This is a genomic window from Leisingera sp. ABD4_442 (assembly GCF_056160905.1).
Genome location: NZ_JBSWYB010000033.1, coordinates 1 through 15,675, shown reverse-complemented (window position 1 = coordinate 15,675; position 15,675 = coordinate 1). Strand labels below are relative to the sequence as shown.

The 15,675-nt window shown below is 58.8% G+C and carries 15 protein-coding genes and 2 pseudogenes; 6 read left to right on the top strand and 11 right to left on the bottom strand.

Annotated elements, in window-relative coordinates:
• Window positions 1-72 precede the first annotated feature (72 nt).
• Window positions 73-360 (top strand): hypothetical protein, encoded by a 288-nt coding sequence (locus ACXAHG_RS18810; protein ID WP_475059850.1) that lies wholly within the window; start codon window positions 73-75, stop codon window positions 358-360.
• Here the strand turns inward: ACXAHG_RS18810 and ACXAHG_RS18805 are convergent.
• The 3 genes and pseudogenes from ACXAHG_RS18805 to ACXAHG_RS18795 all read right to left on the bottom strand — a co-directional run.
• Window positions 328-579: pseudogene (locus ACXAHG_RS18805) on the bottom strand (ATP-binding protein); the annotation flags it as partial. The gene ACXAHG_RS18810 and the pseudogene ACXAHG_RS18805 overlap by 33 nt on opposite strands.
• Window positions 575-1,241 (bottom strand): annotated as a pseudogene (gene istA, locus ACXAHG_RS18800) (IS21 family transposase); the annotation flags it as partial. The pseudogenes istA and ACXAHG_RS18805, both read right to left, overlap by 5 nt.
• A gap of 425 nt (window positions 1,242-1,666) precedes the next feature.
• The gene (locus ACXAHG_RS18795) at window positions 1,667-2,071 is read right to left on the bottom strand and encodes a GFA family protein (RefSeq protein WP_475039886.1); all 405 of its coding nucleotides are present in this window, start codon (window positions 2,069-2,071) and stop codon (window positions 1,667-1,669) included.
• Between the two features lie 100 nt (window positions 2,072-2,171).
• On the opposite strand from ACXAHG_RS18795, the gene ACXAHG_RS18790 reads away from it, so the two are divergent.
• Window positions 2,172-3,071: a LysR family transcriptional regulator gene (locus tag ACXAHG_RS18790; protein WP_475039887.1), complete on the top strand. Its 900-nt coding sequence runs from the start codon at window positions 2,172-2,174 to the stop codon at window positions 3,069-3,071.
• 218 nt (window positions 3,072-3,289) lie between these two features.
• Here the strand turns inward: ACXAHG_RS18790 and ACXAHG_RS18785 are convergent, their stop codons facing one another.
• From ACXAHG_RS18785 to ACXAHG_RS18775, 3 genes are read right to left on the bottom strand one after another with little or no spacing between them, the layout of a single operon-like run.
• Window positions 3,290-3,487 (bottom strand): hypothetical protein, encoded by a 198-nt coding sequence (locus ACXAHG_RS18785; RefSeq protein WP_475059793.1) that lies wholly within the window; start codon window positions 3,485-3,487, stop codon window positions 3,290-3,292.
• 43 nt (window positions 3,488-3,530) lie between these two features.
• Entirely contained in the window at window positions 3,531-3,758 is a 228-nt protein-coding gene (locus tag ACXAHG_RS18780) for an oxidoreductase (protein WP_475039889.1), read from the bottom strand.
• Between the two features lie 32 nt (window positions 3,759-3,790).
• On the bottom strand, window positions 3,791-6,181 hold the full coding sequence (locus ACXAHG_RS18775) for a GcvT family protein (RefSeq protein WP_475059791.1): 2,391 nt from the start codon (window positions 6,179-6,181) through the stop codon (window positions 3,791-3,793).
• A gap of 97 nt (window positions 6,182-6,278) precedes the next feature.
• Between ACXAHG_RS18775 and ACXAHG_RS18770 the strand changes: the two genes are divergently transcribed.
• The gene (locus tag ACXAHG_RS18770) at window positions 6,279-7,178 is read left to right on the top strand and encodes a MurR/RpiR family transcriptional regulator (protein ID WP_475039891.1); all 900 of its coding nucleotides are present in this window, start codon (window positions 6,279-6,281) and stop codon (window positions 7,176-7,178) included.
• Between the two features lie 196 nt (window positions 7,179-7,374).
• On the opposite strand, the gene ACXAHG_RS18765 is transcribed toward ACXAHG_RS18770, so the two are convergent.
• The 5 genes from ACXAHG_RS18765 to dctP form a co-directional block, all read right to left on the bottom strand.
• Window positions 7,375-8,223 (bottom strand): carbon-nitrogen hydrolase family protein, encoded by an 849-nt coding sequence (locus ACXAHG_RS18765; RefSeq protein WP_475059789.1) that lies wholly within the window; start codon window positions 8,221-8,223, stop codon window positions 7,375-7,377.
• 3 nt (window positions 8,224-8,226) lie between these two features.
• On the bottom strand, window positions 8,227-9,111 hold the full coding sequence (locus ACXAHG_RS18760; protein WP_475039893.1) for a MurR/RpiR family transcriptional regulator: 885 nt from the start codon (window positions 9,109-9,111) through the stop codon (window positions 8,227-8,229).
• A 169-nt stretch (window positions 9,112-9,280) separates the two neighbouring features.
• Window positions 9,281-10,573, bottom strand: coding sequence for a TRAP transporter large permease (locus ACXAHG_RS18755; protein WP_475059786.1), 1,293 nt, complete (start codon window positions 10,571-10,573; stop codon window positions 9,281-9,283).
• A complete protein-coding gene (locus ACXAHG_RS18750; RefSeq protein WP_475059784.1) occupies window positions 10,570-11,127 on the bottom strand; it encodes a TRAP transporter small permease in 558 nt (185 codons plus the stop codon). The genes ACXAHG_RS18755 and ACXAHG_RS18750 overlap by 4 nt, the downstream gene beginning before the upstream one ends.
• 69 nt (window positions 11,128-11,196) lie before the next feature.
• A complete protein-coding gene (gene dctP, locus ACXAHG_RS18745) occupies window positions 11,197-12,210 on the bottom strand; it encodes a TRAP transporter substrate-binding protein DctP (protein WP_475039896.1) in 1,014 nt (337 codons plus the stop codon).
• Between the two features lie 714 nt (window positions 12,211-12,924).
• On the opposite strand from dctP, the gene ACXAHG_RS18740 reads away from it, so the two are divergent.
• The 3 genes from ACXAHG_RS18740 (at window position 12,925) to ACXAHG_RS18730 (ending at window position 15,108) form a co-directional block, all read left to right on the top strand.
• Window positions 12,925-13,239 carry an alpha-hydroxy-acid oxidizing protein gene (locus tag ACXAHG_RS18740; RefSeq protein ID WP_475039897.1) on the top strand — a complete coding sequence of 105 codons (315 nt, stop codon included), beginning with the start codon at window positions 12,925-12,927 and terminating at the stop codon, window positions 13,237-13,239.
• Window positions 13,240-13,885: 646 nt separating this feature from the next.
• The gene (locus ACXAHG_RS18735) at window positions 13,886-14,944 is read left to right on the top strand and encodes a GSU2403 family nucleotidyltransferase fold protein (RefSeq protein ID WP_475059782.1); all 1,059 of its coding nucleotides are present in this window, start codon (window positions 13,886-13,888) and stop codon (window positions 14,942-14,944) included.
• A complete protein-coding gene (locus ACXAHG_RS18730) occupies window positions 14,941-15,108 on the top strand; it encodes a hypothetical protein (protein WP_475059779.1) in 168 nt (55 codons plus the stop codon). The genes ACXAHG_RS18735 and ACXAHG_RS18730 overlap by 4 nt, the downstream gene beginning before the upstream one ends.
• Window positions 15,109-15,675 lie beyond the last annotated feature (567 nt).

The window sequence follows — 15,675 nt, the reverse complement described above, 5'->3', positions numbered from 1 at the left end:
GATGTCATGCTGTTTATTGAAGTGATTGCCATTGCCTGCGGTTTCTAAGCCCGTGATTGCGCTGAGGTTTCAATTGCAGGCCAGACTTGCTGGATCAGCCGGTCGGGTTTCACCAACGAACTGGGCTGGGAGGTCTATCTGCTGCCTGATACGGATATCCCGGCCATCGGCGACAAAATCATGGAGGTAGGCGCGGCCTTCGATATCCTGCTGACCGGCACACCTGTTTTCCGCGCCCGGAGGATCGAGGCCGGCCTGCTGACTGCCGGATCCGATTTCGGAGCGGAGACCACACCTTTCGACGCTGGCCTTGGCGCATTCGTTGAGTTCGATGAGGCGGCTGATGAGATGGAACAATAGCTGACCCCCGGTTTGTGCGAAGGGGAAATAGCCAAGCTCGTCGAGGATCAGGAAGTCGAGGCGGCACAGCAGATCTGCCGTGCGTCCCTGTCGGTCGGCGCGGGCTTCCGCATCGAGTTTGTTCACCAGGTCCACAACGTTGAAGAAGCGCCCCCGTCTGCCGCGGCGGATGCACGCCCGGACGATGCTGACGGCCAAGTGGGATTTGCCAGTCCCTGTCGCGGCCAACGAAGATCGTGTCTACCGCCGTCTTCGCGTCCATTGTCCTCGGACCAATGGCGGACAATTCCCGCTGTCGTAGATCCTGCGCGTGCAGGCCCCGCCGAAGAAGGCGAAGGCCTTGTCATGGGCATCGAACACCATCTCCTGCGTCTCGCGCGGATAGGCCCGGACAAACAGCATGCGGCTGCGGCAGAGCCGGGCATGCGCCACCTTCACAGTGGTGGTCGCACCGTCGATCACGACAATCTCGTGGCTCCAGTCAAATTGGTAGGCCTCGCCCGGATCGAAAATCTGCGGGACATAGGCGGCCGCGGCGGCCTCTTGTTCTTCCTTGGACCACGTGGCCGCGCAACGCCGAACAGCGTCATAGCCGCCGTCATATCCAAGGGCTCTCAGTTCTTCGAAGATCCGGATGCGGGTTAACCGCTCGCGCTTTGGCTTCCTCGCATTCGCCGCCAACATCTCTTCGAGCTTTTCCATGGCCCGATCTTTGGCAGAGGCTGAACGCGGCGTTCGTAGGTTGCTTCCGTCACACCAGACCGGATCACCTTCCGCACCGTATTCCGCGATACCCGCATTTCCCGGCAGATTTGCTTGATCGGCTTCCTGTCCTGAAAAAACGCCCGCCGGATCTTTGCTATCGTCTCCACGACCAACATCCCACTCTATGCTCCCGATAACTTCGGGGGCATCATTCACATTAAGTGTAAGGGGGTCATTTTTGGACGCCGGTTACCCCGTTACGGGGTCAAAGTTGCATGCCTGTTCACTGTCGGCAATATATGTATGTTTGGGCCGGGATGATGACGCGCGCAGCGTGATAAACGAGTTTCTGGCGGAAGAACCTAGTTACAGCATCACTGAGATGCGGTCCTACCTAGACCGCGAATTCGCAGTAAAGGAGCCCTTGGAACAATGGTACTCTGACCTGCGCGCAGCGGGAATGCCCGATTAGGCTCGATTGTTACTTGCTGTACTTGCGAAAACCTCTAGATGGCCGATGACCGCTGAGGGCTCACCTAAGCCTAACCTCTGTACCGTCTTACAAACGCCTGCTTGATTACCGCTGCTGGCGCCTAAGCGTTTACGCCCAATATTCCGCTGCCAGCGGAACCTGCATTGATGGGTCCCATGACAGAGCATCTTCAGGATCACAATGCATCTGGGGTGCATAAAGTTCTGGGTTGTCCGCTGTTCCGACCCAAAAATACATAACGTCGCTGTCGTTGCGCTTGTACCCGATCTGTGAACCGCACCGGGAACAATGGGCTCGCTGCGCCTTGTCAGAGGAAGCAAACCAGGTTGGTTCGCGATCAGTGAATTTGACATCCTCCAGAAGGATGGAAACCCAGGGTGCGGCGAAGCTTCCTGTCGACTTGCGGCACATCCCGCAGTGGCAAATTCCGGTCTTTCTCGCAGGTTTTTGAGATTCATACCGAACAGCCCCGCAAAGGCATCCGCCAGACAGTGGTGTTGTTTCGCGAGTCATCTCATGTCTCCCCTCCTGATGAGAAGATCCTAGATACCAGCCGGCACAGTGGCAAACGACGAAAACTCGTGCTATAGATTAGAAAATCTAACCAGTAAAAATGGCCCGCCGATTACCGCCACTGAACCATCTGCGCACGTTCGAAGCTGCCGCGCGTCACCTTTCGTTCCGTTCTGCTGCTGAAGAATTGAACGTTACCCACGCCGCTGTGTCGCACCAAATCCGTGCGCTTGAAGAACGTTTCGGAACCCAACTTTTCAATCGCGTTCCCCGCGGTGTCAGATTGACCGAGGACGCAGCAGCTCTCGCAGCCGTTTTGACCCAAGCGCTTGACGAAATAGACGCAGGGGTTAGGGGCTTCCAATCCAAGGGGCTTGGCGGCACTGTCCGGATCAGCGCGGTGCCATGGTATGTCTCACGCGTCCTCCTGCCGAATATTGACGAGCTTTACAGAGATTACCCTGAACTGAAAGTCGAATTCGACTTCTCGTACGAACTCGCGGATTTTCAAACCGGCGGACTTGATGCAGCTCTTCGCCACGGGCTTGGCAGGTGGCCCGGGCTGACAACAATCCGGATCCACTGTGACTTGCTTGCTCCTTTGTGCGGTCCGGCACTGGTAGAAGGGCGCAACCTTCCCCTGACACCGGAAGAGATTGCGCAGCTGCCTCTAACGGCAGCGCGGGGGTATGAACACGTCTGGACGGATTGGTTCGATGCCGTCGGTCGTCCCGAGCTGAAACCAGACAATATTATGATTTTCGACAATCGCGCGCTGGCCACCGAGTTCGCAGGAACCGGCAACGGAGTATCCTTGTCCGATGCGCCGACTGATCAGGACGACCTCAAATCAGGCCGGTTGGTGCGCCTGCATCCAACTGCGATACGGCAAGATACCGGTTCGCACCTTGTTTTCCCTGAAACACCATTCGAAGATCCCCGTTTATTGCGGATCGCTGAGTGGATGCAGGCAAGTTTCGCCAAACTGCCCACGAAGTAGTGTTTAAATTCGCAAGACACTGCAGCCGAGGAGATTCTTGCGTTTCTTGAAGGGCGGCCGAGTAAGTGTCGAAGTGGGCGTTGAATGTCCGCTCTGCGCCCAAGTAACGTGCTGCGCGGGCGAAGGTCTCGCGAACGATGGGAGACAGCATAGGGCTCTATCTGTCCCCCACAGAGTTTTCCTCGCAGACACTGTGCGCGCCTAGTGTCCGCAGACAGTCAGTCATTGCGACCGACATTCGTCATTGCACACATCAATCTATCGACGACATCAACTGCGCCTTGATAGCCGACTTTAAGCCCGTCCAGACCAACCGAGGCGTGAAGAATGACGGGCGCCGGCGTTGTCTTCGGCTCCTGATCAAACCAGTTCTCAAAATCTCTGACATCACGATCAGAGCCGCTCTTGACCAGCATCGCAAGGATATGATCGTGCGGTTCTTGCCAAAGGTTTCAAAGGTTACACAACTGCGACCGGTACGTCGGTCAGTGCCGGGTAATCTGTGTAGCCCTTTTTGTCACCGCTGTAGAGAGCCGCCGGATCCAGCTCATTCAGCGGTGCGCCCTTCTCCAGCCGGTCAACCAGGTCCGGGTTTGAAATGAACGGCCGTCCGAAGGCCACCAGATCCACGGCTCCGGTTTCGACCGCCTCGACCGCCATGTTGCGATCATAGGCATTATTGCCCATTTTCACACCGTCAAACAGGTCATAGAGCGCCTTCAGATCGCCGCCTTCATGCGGCTTCCACTAGGATCAAAGGCACAATCAAACTGCAGATGTGCCCGGTAACGGGTGCCAGCGATATCAACCTCAGCCTCTGCTCCATCGGCGTGGTCCAGATGCACATAGGCCAGCGCAATCGGTTTGCCGACCCGGTAGCCGAAAGAGGCCGTGGTGGTGTGCCCCACGATCTTGCCGCCTGCATAAACCGGCTCGTGCCCCAGCGGCACCGCGTTCTCATCCTCGATAATCACCGTCATCAGCACCCGCTTGGCCTCTTTGCGCCGCCCGGCCAGCGCCTCGGAGCCGATGAAGCTCTTCTTCTTGGAGACCAGCATGTCCAGCCCCGCCTCCACCGGGCTGGTATCGCTGTCCAGCTCATGCCCCATCGCGGCAAAGCCCTTCTCTACCCGCATCGAGGTCTGCGCTAACATCCCCGCAGGCACCGCCCCGGCGGCCGTCAGCGCGGCATAGACCTTCGAGGCATTCTCGGCCTTCATGGTCAATTCCCAGCCAGCCTCGCCCACATAAGACATCCGCACAGCCCGAACATGGCAGCCCGCCACATGCGCGGGGCCAACCTTGAAGTAGCCCAGTTCGTTCAGCTCCGGCGCGCCGCACTCTGCAATGATCCGCGCCGCCTCAGGCCCCATCAGACCCAGCACTGCATAATCTTCGGTGCTGTCAGTCAGAGTCACGTCAAAGCCCTCAGAATGACGCGTGAACCAGGCAAAGTCACGCTTAATCGCATTGGTGCCCACAAACAGCCGATAGTGGTCTTCTGCAATCCGGTGCGCGGTGATGTCGCTTTCATAGGTCCCGCGCGCATTCAGCACCGCGGTATAAATCGCGCTGCCCGCCGCCTTGGCCATGTTCGAAGCACAAGTGTGCTGCAGAAAGGCTTCGGCATCCGGCCCCTGCACCTCAATCTTGCCAAAGGGCGAGGCGTCAAACACGGCGGCCTTCTCATGCGCCGCCATCACCTCTGCCTTCACATTCTCAAACCAGTCCGGCTTGCCGAATGTCATCCGCGGCTCGGCGGTCTTGCCGAAATACAGCGGCCGCTCCCAGCCATAGACTTGGGTGAAATGCGCGCCCGCCGCCTTGTACTCAGCCTCCAGCGGCAAGGCGCGCAAACCCCGGGCCGTTGAGAGCTGCCGCCCCGGATACGCAATCTCATAATGGGTGCCCAGGATCTCCGGCGCACGCGCCATCAGATGCTCCAGACTGTTGTAAACAGGGGCAAACCGCTTGGCATCCGCCTCGCCCAGATCATAGGCGGTGTGCCCGTGCACGATGCAGTGCGCCAGATTCATGCCCGCGCCGCCGCCCGACGCCAGACCAACCGAGTTCATGCCGCAGCCCAGGAACAATCCCTTGGTCTCCGCGGTCTCACCCAGCATGAACATGCCATCGGGGGTAAAGCTCTCCGGGCCGTTCAGCAGCATCTTCACTTCGGCCGTCTCCAGCGCGGGCAGCCGGTGCAGCGCGTTCATCATCATCGGCTCGAAATGCTCCCAATCCTCAGGCAGCAGGCCGAATTCAAAGCTTTCGTCCAGTACGCCCGGCTTGATCGGCTTGCCCATTGGCTCAAAGCAACCCACCAGCAGCCCGCCGCTGTCGTCGCGGATATAGAGATGGTTGTCGTGGTCGCTGAGCGTCGGCGTGTTGCCGGTGATGCCATCAATCGGCTTGGTCAGCAGATAGAAATGCTCACAGGCCAGCGCGGGTACTTCGGCCCCGGCCATGGCGCCGACTTCCCGCGACCACAGGCCGGTGCACAGCGCAATCGCATCGCACATCACGGTGCCCTGCGTGGTCTCGACGCCAACAACCTTGCCGTTCTCAGTCAGGATGGCGTTAACACCGGTGTTCTCGAAGATCTTCGCACCCAGACCCTTGGCCGCCTTCACCAGCGCCGCGCAGACATCCGACGGCGACACCCGCCCGTCATCCGGCGACCAGACCGCGCCAATCACGTCTTCCGCATTCATCAGCGGCCAGCGTTCCCTGGCCTCCTCCGCACTCACCGACTGCGCCCGCACACCATAGGCCTGGGCCAGCGCCTCCTGCCGCTTGATGTGGGTCATCCGGTCCGGGTTGGTGGCAATCGACAGGCTGCCCTTCTGGATCCATCCCACCGACTGGCCGGTCTCTTGCTCCAGCCGCGAGTAGAGATCCACCGAATACTGGATCATCCGGGTCAGGTTCTGCGAATGGCGCAGCGCCCGCACTTGCGCCGCCGAATGCCAGGTGGTGCCGCTGGTCAGCTTGTTGCGCTCCAGAAGGATCGCATCGCTTACCCCCATCTGGGCCAAGTGGTACAGCGTCGAGCACCCCATGATGCCGCCGCCAATGACAACGACCGAGGCGTGGGAAGGAAGGGACATGGGCCTGTCTTTCTCTAAAACTCAGATTTGCGCCAGATTGCCCTCTCCACGCGTGTTTTCAATTTGCCAATCTAAGAACATTCGTTCTTATTGAGATATGGACAAAAACCGCAAAGCCCGCCTCCTCGCCGATCTCAAAGCCGCCATTGGCGGCCTGCCGCCGCGGCTCAAAGTGATCGCCAAGTACATCATCGACAACCCCGGCGACTTCGGCATGGACCCGATCCGCGTCTCGGCCGAGAAAATCGGGGTCAGTCCCAACTCACTGGTCCGGCTGGCCCAGAAGATGGGGTTTGACGGGTTCGAGCCGTTCCGCGATCCGTTCCGCCATGCCCTGGTGACTGAGCGCGAGGACCAGATGGGCGCCGACTGGATTGCCCAGCTGGACGGCGGCGACAGCCTGGCCCAGACCCAAGGGAGGCTGGCCCGGAACGAGACCAATATCGTTTCACGCTCTTTGCGGATGATGTCGCAGGAGCGGATTGAGACCGCGCTGCGCTGCATGACCGAAGCGCGCAATTGCTATGTGACCGCCACCCGCTCCAGCTATGCGATGGCCTATTACTTCCACTACGTCGGCCGCATGGCCCTGCCTGGCCTGCAACTGATCCCGCGCCACATGGGATCGGCAGTGGATGAGTTGATCAGCGCCAATGAGCAGGACTGCCTGATCGCCATCACATTCGCCCCCTACTCTGCCGAGACCATCCAGTCGCTGCGCTATGCCCGCAGCCGCGGGGCCAAGCTGATCGTGATTTCCGACAGCGAGGTGGTCGCGCCGCAGATCGACCCCGATGTCGTCTTCCCGATCACCACCCAGTCTCACCACTATTTCGGCTGCTACGGCGGTGCGATGGCGGTTCTGGAGTGCCTGCTGGGCCACCTCGTGGCCCTTGGCGGCGAAGAGGCCCAGCAACGGATTGCCGACTACGAGGCCACCCGCGAAGACAGCGGCGCCTATTACAAAGCCGGGCGCACGCCCCGCATCCGAAACTAGCCAATGGGCCTCACGCAACAGCAGGTTCGCGCCCGGTCCCGAGGGTGGGCGCTTCACCGCTTGGCGCGAGGACGTGCTCACCCCAATACGCTTAAACACATCCTGCTCTGGCAGTATTTCGCGCCCGCCCTGGGGGGCGGGGCCGGGCGCGAACCGGATCGCATGCGATCCGGCAAAGGTTAGAGACCCAATTTTTCTAAGCCGACAGAACACTGATCCGGTAGTCGTCCAGCCGGTCCTTGAGGAACGTGTAGTCCCGCCGCGCCTTGGCCTGGGTTTCGCGATCCAGGGTGATCAGGCGGAACTCCTCGGCGGTCTGAGCAAATTCCACCGGCGGGGTGTTTTCGTCCTGCCACGGCAGACAGAACAGCGAGTTGCCATAGGTCTCCCCGGCCCGGTTCAGCGACAGGAAGAACACCTGGTTTTCCAGCGCCCGGGCAATCGCAAAGGGATGCCAGGTATGAAAGCTCTCATCCCGGTAATAGGCTCCGCAATGCAGGATCGCATCGACCCCGTGGTCCACCACCAAGGTGCGCGCCAGTTCAGGGATGCGGATGTCGTAGCAGATGATCGGCGCCAGGCGGAAGCCGTTGACCTCAAACACAAACAGATGGCTGCCGCGGTTGAAGTACTCTTTCTCCATCGAAGCGCCGTACTGCGCCAGATGCAGTTTGTCGTAATGACCGGCCAGTTCCCCGTCCGGGCCCACCACGCCGATGCTGATGAAGGGGCCGCCCTCGCCCGCCCGGGCAAACCCGTAGGAGACATGCACGCCATGATCCTGCGCCACTTGCCGCCAGGCCTGGAAAGAGGCGCCGTCCAGCGGCTCGGCAATCTCATCCAGCCGGGCAAAGGTGTCGCGGGCATAGTCAATGCTCGACAATTCCGGCAGCACCACCAGATCCACCTTGCCGTCCGCCGCCTCCAGCTGAGCCCGCACCTTGGCCGCCGAGGCCGCCAGATGCGCATTGCGCTCCGCCGCGCTGGTCATCGGCGGGATGCTGATCTGGCAGGCCAGAAGGGTCAGGGACTCGGGGACGGTCATGGCTCAGGCTTTCTTGTTTTTCCAGTATTCGTTCATGCGCAGCCGGTCGGCCTCAATCCGCTCGATCCGCTCCACCACACCGCTGGGCTGGCCAATGGTGAAAAAGCCGATCAGCGCCTCGATCAGCACCGTGGTTCCGACATATGATTCAAAGAACAGCGGGCTGCGGTTGGGCCCCAACAGCACGTAATCGGCTTCCAGTGCGATGGGGGAGGCCGGGCTGTCGGTGATCGCAATCACCTTGGCACCACGCTCCCGCGCCAGCATCGCCAGCTCAATCGCGGCCCGCGCGCAGGGCTGCTGGCTGACGGCAATCATCACGTCGCCTGCGCCGATGTCGGCAACCGGATCGGCAAACACCCCACCCTCGCCGCGCACCAGCCGCACTTTGCTGCTGGCCATGCCGCCGATGTAATGGGCATAGGCCGAGAAACTGGCCGAGGCCTGCATCCCAACCATATAGACCTGCCCGGCGTCGTTCAGCACTTCGGCCACGCTGGCGAAATAGTCCGGGTCGATTGAATCGAAGATCGCTGTCAGGTTGCCAATGGTGGAGTTGCGGAAATCCTCCCACACCTCCCGTGCGGCTTGATCACCGCCGGACTTCTGCAGGCTTTCGGCCCGCAAGTGATATTCGCTGATGTCGTTCTGCTGCACCTGCTTGCGGTAGACCTCGCGCAGCTCGCTGTAGGTCTCAAACCCCAATGCCTTAGCCAGGCGCGAGAAATTTGGCAGCGACACGCCCGCATTCCCGGCCACCTGCCGCATCGACAAGGTCGCGATATCGCCCGGATGCTCAAGCATATAGGTCGCCGCCACCTTCAGCGCGCGCGGGAGCTGCGGAAACAGCTCCTTCAGCCTGTCGCTTACGTGAAGGTAGGTATTCATGCCGGCCGGCGTCTCCTGTTGCATCCAAGGCTCCCCTGCAAGTCCAAAGGGTGCAGCCCGATCCATTCGATACACCCCGCTGCAAAAGATTTTACATTTGCAATCTTTGCAACGGGGAAGTTCTGAAACCCGGGCGGCGAGGGGGATCATCTTGCCGCCCGGGTACGGCTCAGCGGCTCAGCAGCACATCCGGCAGCCAGAGCGACAGCTGAGGAACAAAGGTGGTCAGCGCCAGTGTCGGCAGCCAGGCGCAGAAGATGAACAGAAGCGTCGGCCCCAGCATCTTGCCCACCGGTGTCTCGGTCACCTGCGCACCCAGGTACAGGAGCGGCGCGGTCGGCGGCGTGACATTTGCCATCCCCAGGTTCACCCCCAGAATTGCGGCAAAATGGATCGGATCGACCCCGACATCGCGAACGATGGGCAACAAGAGCGGCGTCGCCAGCAGCAGTCCCGAGATATCGTCCATCAGCATCCCGATCAGGATCATCACCAGGTTGACCATTAAGAGGATCACAATCGGGTTCTCCGAGACCGAGAACACGAGGTCACGGGCGATATTGGGAATGTCTTCGAAGATCAGGAAGCGCGAGACGATCAGCACCATGAAGATCATCGTCATTACGACGCCGATAGTGATACCCGCACCCGTCAGCGTCTCCATCAGCCCTCGCCAGGTGAGGCCACGGTAAACATAGATCGCAATCGGAATTGAATACACCACCGCCACACCCGCGGCTTCGGTCGGGGTCATGATGCCGCCATAGATACCGCCTAGAATGATCAAGGGCATCAGCAGCGCCGGCATCGCCTGGCGGGTCTGCAGCTTGAACTGCGGCGCAAAATCCACCGGCTTTTCAGTGGTTTTGATGTCTTTGTACTTGCGCAGGGCAAACTGATTGGTGGCGATCAGCAGGATGATCAGAATGATTCCCGGAAAGACGGTCGACAGAAACGCCTTCAGCACCGACTGCTGCGCCACCCAAGCATAGAGGATATGCGAGGAGCTGGGCGGGATCAGCAAGCCCAAGGGGCTGGCGCTGACGATCAGGGCTGCGGACAGGCCATCCGGGTAATTCGCCTTGCGCAGATGCGGCATCATGATGCCGCCAATGCAGGTGAGCGTCGCATTGGCACTGCCAGAGATCGACCCGAAAATGCCCGAGGCAACCACCGCGGCCGCAGATAGCCCGCCCTTGATATGGCCAATAAACAGCTCCGCCAGCGCCACCAGCGGTGCGGCGATCTTGCCCTTCTCCATGATCGCACCGGAGATCATGAACAGCGGAATCGCCAGAAGAACCAGCGTGTTCATCTTCCAATAGCCCGCAGGCAGGTAACCGGTGATGTCATGGCCGCCGGTCATGGCGAGAAACAGCAGGACCGCGCCAAAGGAGATGTAGACGCTGACACCCAGCAACAGCAGGCCGCAGATGATGACAATACTGCCAAAGATGATCATGCGTCGTCCTCCTCGGGGCGGGGCGCGTGATAGGCGTCAGGCCCATCGATGAGATGCAGCACGAAGTAGATCGCGTTGAAGAGGGTCATGAAGGCAAAGCCGGTCATGATCGCGGCACGGGGGAAAACGGCCGGGATTTTCAGCGCCGTGGTGCGCTCCCACAGCGGATAGGCGAGGATCTCGCTCTCCACCGCCAGATAGCACCAGTAGACGATATAGGCGCCGATAACGATCTCAATCAGGTAGACAAGGATGCCCCGCGCCCAGGCCAGTTTGCCGTCGCCCAGCACCACACCGAGGATGTCGGCGTTGACATGGGACTTCTTTTCGCCAGCCAGCGCTGCGCCAAAGAAGAAGGTCCAGAAGCTGATCGCCAGCAGCCATTCCTCATAAGCAAACAGATTGCCGGCAAAGCCATAGCGGATGATCACTACAGCCAGAAAAGTTAGAGCCATCAACAGGCCACCCGCGGCCACAAACAGGCGCATGAACCGCAACGCCGCCCGCAGCGGGGCGGCTGCGCCATGCGGCAGTCTTTCGGTAATCTCGCTCATCAGCCCTCCCCCTTTCGCCATGGCGGCAAAAGGCCGGCAGCACAGGTTGCCGCCGGCCCGGTCCTTGGATTATTCCGCGGTCAGACGGTCCAGCGTGTCCTGGCCGATGGTGTCGACCATGGTCGGCCAGATGTTTTCACGCACCCAGGCGGCCATCGCAGCCTGCTCTTCGTCGTTCAGAGCCAGGATTTCATAGCCCTTCTCCTGCAGCAGCTCGCCGAACTTGGCGTCGTTCTCGCGGTTGTAGGCAAAGAAGTCATCCGACGCCTTGGTAAAGGCGGCCTGCACGGCCGCGCGCTGCGCGTCGTCCAGCTTGGCCCAGGTCTTCTCAGAGGCGTAGTAAGAGGTCAGCTCGGAGACCGAGTTGTACTGGACGTAGTATTTGCCCACATCCGACTGCGCAAAGATCGAGTAGGTCGCCGATTTGGTGCAGCAGATCGCACCGTCCACAATGCCGGATTGCAGCGCCGGGAAGATGTCGCCCCAGGCCATGGTGGTTGCCTGGAAGCCCAGCCCCTCGACCATGTTCTTCACCACCGGCGAGGACCAGACGCGGATGTTCATGTCCTTTGAACCCAGAACGTTCCAGTTTTCCGGCTTCTTGTTGGCAACGATGCCGGTGAAACCTTCGGGATTGTTGGCCAGCAGGCGCAGGCCCAGCTCGTTCAGGCGCTCCTGCAGGATCTGGTTAAACGGGCTGTCCATGTTGCGCATGATGCTGTCCATCTCGTCGAAGTTGTTGACGAGGAACGGCATCGACAGGAACTCCAGCCGCGGGTCCTTGTGGCTGTAGATGAAGGCAGCGGTGAAGTCGATGTTGCCGCGGATGGTGTCTTCCATCAGTGCTTCACCTGACCCCAGCTGGTTGGCCGGGAACAGCGACACCTTGAGGCCCACATCAGCCGCTTCGATATCCGCCTTGATCTGCTCCATCATCTTGGTGCCGGGATGATCCACCGGGAAGGTGCCTGCAAATTTCAGGCGCATGTCGGCAGCAGAGGCCAGTGTGGCTACAGACAGTGCCAAGGCGCCTGCCAGGCCTATACGCCCCAGGGTTTTTCCAAATTTAAGTGATTTGAGCATGTTTCCCTCCCTTGCCCAGGTCATCGGTTGCATCCGCATCAGTGGTTGAAACAGCTGAAGCGTCGGAGCCGTTTCCACTGGCAGAGATGCTGCCGCGGCGGCCGGCACGGGAACCCTAAGAGAAGCATTGTATCATTTGCAATATTTTTTTGTATTTTTTTTCATTTGATCTAACATTAGAACCACCGCTCGGCGGACACAGCCCACCATGCTCCGGGTAACACGCTAAAATTAAACGCACAGGCATGCCTCTAATCAGATGAATTTGCCGCGATACTCCAGTTCACCGAGAGCTTGAGGATCAGCTTTCTACGGCCTGCCTGCAGGCCGAGGACCAGCATGCTGCGTCGCCGCAAGACAGCTACGTGCCCAATTTTCCGAGCGAGCAGGTGCAGCACTATGCAGCTCCTGCGAAACCGCGGGAGTAATGTCGGCCAAAGGCGACGCCCACCGCTCCGGCTATCGCCGTGGTGCAGCTTTCGCATTTGGGACTTTCGTGCACCGCACAGCGTTCTTCTGGACCTGTCGCGGTTTGATGCCGCTCCATTGATAGCATTCATTGCTCCAAAGGAGACGAGCTAAGGGAACGAGACGGCCGAACGAATTCCGCGCTGATGCGGTGCGGATCGCACTGACCAGCGGACCGACACGCAAACGGGTGGCGTCTGACTTGGGCGTTGGCGTGCCGCAGCCACAGGCTATGACGTGTTGCTAGTGACGCTGGATGTGCCCGCGCCAGCACGCCGCGCTCACGACCTGCGCAACGCTCTGAAGTTTCCGTTCCGCTTTGATCTCCGCAAGCTCTGGCAGATGACCTGCAGCCCGGCCTGGAGCCTCGCGAATCTGCACCACCGCTTGCGACATGGAATGATGTCTTTTGCTAACCTCACGCCTTATATCGATCCCAGCGGGGCAAATGCGCTCAAGGTGATCGAAAGCCTTTCCACCCCAGCCACAACCAAACGGCTGAGCACGATACGCCAGCAAGTAGATGTCGGCTGGCTTCCCTGTAGCCACTTTTCGATTTGAACAGACCCGCCTGCAAGGCAGGATGGCCGATGCGATGAAGACACGCCAACGCCGAGCCGCCCGTTCAAAACCAACCACCCAACCCGCAGAACTATGGGCGGATACCGCAAAACTATGGGGTATCCGCAGTGCTATAGGGAAACCTACAAAGCCTGTAGGATCGCCCATAAAGTTGCGCCACGCTCACTGATTTTATTGACAAATTTCTAAGGCGCTCGCCTATAATACTGTGCGCCACTTGCGCATAGTTTTGCACTTTTTGCCCATAGTTTTGCGCGATCAGCGTAACTGTCGCTCGAATGAGTGGTGCAAGCTTCCCAGAATCAACTGTGACGCAGTTTTCCTCCACGCATGGGGCACCAGTTGTTGCAAAGTACAACCCAAAAGCTTCACCGCGCCTCTCCACTGAGACCTGAATTGACGGCGAGTACCCAAACACCAGCGAAGCATCTAGGAAGAACAAGCTTGGGCCAGCCATTCTCAACGATCACACTAATCAAGAAGTCACCCACAGCATACTAATAGCCTCCCTGCCGCCGCGGGCCATCTCTCCTCTTCGTGCTTGCATTCGTGCTTTCGCCATTGGAAAGTTACAGACACTTTCTAATTTTTGTCGGTAACACTCGTTGCTTCAGGGGGTTGAACCTTGGTCGAATGGCTGCCTGTGTCACTCCAGACGCTTTATGCTGATATGGTCGACCGCAGTTGGGGTAGCTCTTACGGAGAGTTGCTCGAAGCTGGCGGCACGCCTTACAAGAGATCCGTGAAGGGTCGCGATTATTGGTATTTCAAGACCTCTTCTGCTGGAACAGGTTCACGTAAAGACCTCTATCTTGGCCCCGACACCAGCACTGTGCGTCAGCGAGTGGATGAATTGCGCGATCTCAAGCGCATCCGCAAGGACCGCATCTCTATGATCCGAGCGCTTAGAGCGGCAGGCTTACCGGCGCCAGACGCTTTAAGTGGCAAAGTTCTTTCGGCCCTCTCTGAAGCGGGCGTATTCCGTCTGCAAGCCGTTGTCGTTGGCACCCTCGCGTTCCAGACCTACGGTCCGATGCTGGGTGTTCGCTTCAACAAGAAGGTTGCTCAGACTTTCAATTCCGCCGATCTCCACTCAATTTCTATCTACGCGGATAATCATATCAAGGGCGATCTTCTGTCCCACTTGCACCGTGTAGACGAGAGATTTCGACTTGTACCTCAAGCGTTCGACAGCACGGAGCCCCTGAAATATGTGCTCGGCACTGAAACTCAGGAAGAGTTCTCTGTCTATATCCTGCGCCACCTAGCGGGCTCTAAGCGCCGCGGCCGTGGCGCAGAGCGAAAAGCGATCCAGGGTGATGATGAGATCCTCCATTATCTGGGTTTCCTCATCAAAGGGGAAATCAACGCAGTTGCCCTCCACGGTATCGGTGTTCCGGTCAACGTGCCTGCGCCGGAGCGTTACGCAGTGCATAAGCTTATCGCTTCCCAAATGCGCATCGGTACTGCTCAAAGCCAGACCAAGGCGCACAAAGATCTGGCTCAAGCCCAGGAGCTCATCGAAGTGCTGCTCGAAGATCGGCCATTCGAGCTTCAGGATGTTTGGAACGAGGCTCTTCAACAGGGACCGAAGTGGTCAGAGAATCTGCTCCAGGCTGCCGATACGATTGATGGTGACATCAAAGAGCGCCTGCTGGCCCTCACCGAGGTGGAAATTAGGTGAAATTTCCAATCCTGCTGAAAGATACCTCTATTTCTTTCAGCAGCCAAAGCCTGGCGTACACCTGGTATGCAACGGCACTCGGGACCTACCAGACATTCGCTGCAAACGCAGCAGAGACCTTCCTGCGCATCCGCTTTCCACGCAGACAGCCGAAATCTGCATGACGCTGGCGGACAAACAGTGCAGTACCAAACAGCCAGCAGAGATCACTTTCTAAGGCGGTCCCTAGTAATTTCGATTGCCATACCCAATGTTAGTAATAGCCAGTGGTTACTTGTGCCTCATCACGAGTTAGAAGCTGGCCTTGGGAAGCTGAATACCAAGAAATCTTTCACTGACATGGTCGCTTAGGTGTCTGGCGAGTGCTTAGGGATCCAGCCCACCCATTGGAGTGGAGGCTATATGCCCATGACCGAGCCTACCAAAGAAAAAGTAGTTTCTGAGCATGCCCTCGGAGACGAGCCACGTGAGCGTCGCTGCCTTCGTTGCAAGAACGTGTTTTGGAGTGAATGGTTCGGTGAACGGATCTGCCGAAAATGCAAAAAAACAAATGAATGGCGAGACGCTGTTTCCACAAGATCCCCAGTGCCAGGCCGCCGTTGACCGTGTCTAGCGACTATTTTTCATCCTTCCTGCCAAACGGGAAATTTTGTTGAAAAACTCTGACTTGATCGGGATGCATGTGGCTGATTCAATTCCGGCATTGAGCGGGAGGATCGGCGATGATGGGA

Bases quoted from the DNA above. Each gene is read 5' to 3' on its own strand.
- ACXAHG_RS18795 (WP_475039886.1), bottom strand. From the start codon at position 2,071: ATGACTCGCGAAACAACACCACTGTCTGGCGGATGCCTTTGCGGGGCT.
- ACXAHG_RS18790 (WP_475039887.1), top strand. From the start codon at position 2,172: ATGGCCCGCCGATTACCGCCACTGAACCATCTGCGCACGTTCGAAGCT.
- ACXAHG_RS18785 (WP_475059793.1), bottom strand. From the start codon at position 3,487: ATGCTGGTCAAGAGCGGCTCTGATCGTGATGTCAGAGATTTTGAGAAC.
- ACXAHG_RS18780 (WP_475039889.1), bottom strand. From the start codon at position 3,758: ATGGGCAATAATGCCTATGATCGCAACATGGCGGTCGAGGCGGTCGAA.
- ACXAHG_RS18775 (WP_475059791.1), bottom strand. From the start codon at position 6,181: ATGTCCCTTCCTTCCCACGCCTCGGTCGTTGTCATTGGCGGCGGCATC.
- ACXAHG_RS18770 (WP_475039891.1), top strand. From the start codon at position 6,279: ATGGACAAAAACCGCAAAGCCCGCCTCCTCGCCGATCTCAAAGCCGCC.
- ACXAHG_RS18765 (WP_475059789.1), bottom strand. From the start codon at position 8,223: ATGACCGTCCCCGAGTCCCTGACCCTTCTGGCCTGCCAGATCAGCATC.
- ACXAHG_RS18760 (WP_475039893.1), bottom strand. From the start codon at position 9,111: ATGAATACCTACCTTCACGTAAGCGACAGGCTGAAGGAGCTGTTTCCG.
- ACXAHG_RS18755 (WP_475059786.1), bottom strand. From the start codon at position 10,573: ATGATCATCTTTGGCAGTATTGTCATCATCTGCGGCCTGCTGTTGCTG.
- ACXAHG_RS18750 (WP_475059784.1), bottom strand. From the start codon at position 11,127: ATGAGCGAGATTACCGAAAGACTGCCGCATGGCGCAGCCGCCCCGCTG.
- dctP (WP_475039896.1), bottom strand. From the start codon at position 12,210: ATGCTCAAATCACTTAAATTTGGAAAAACCCTGGGGCGTATAGGCCTG.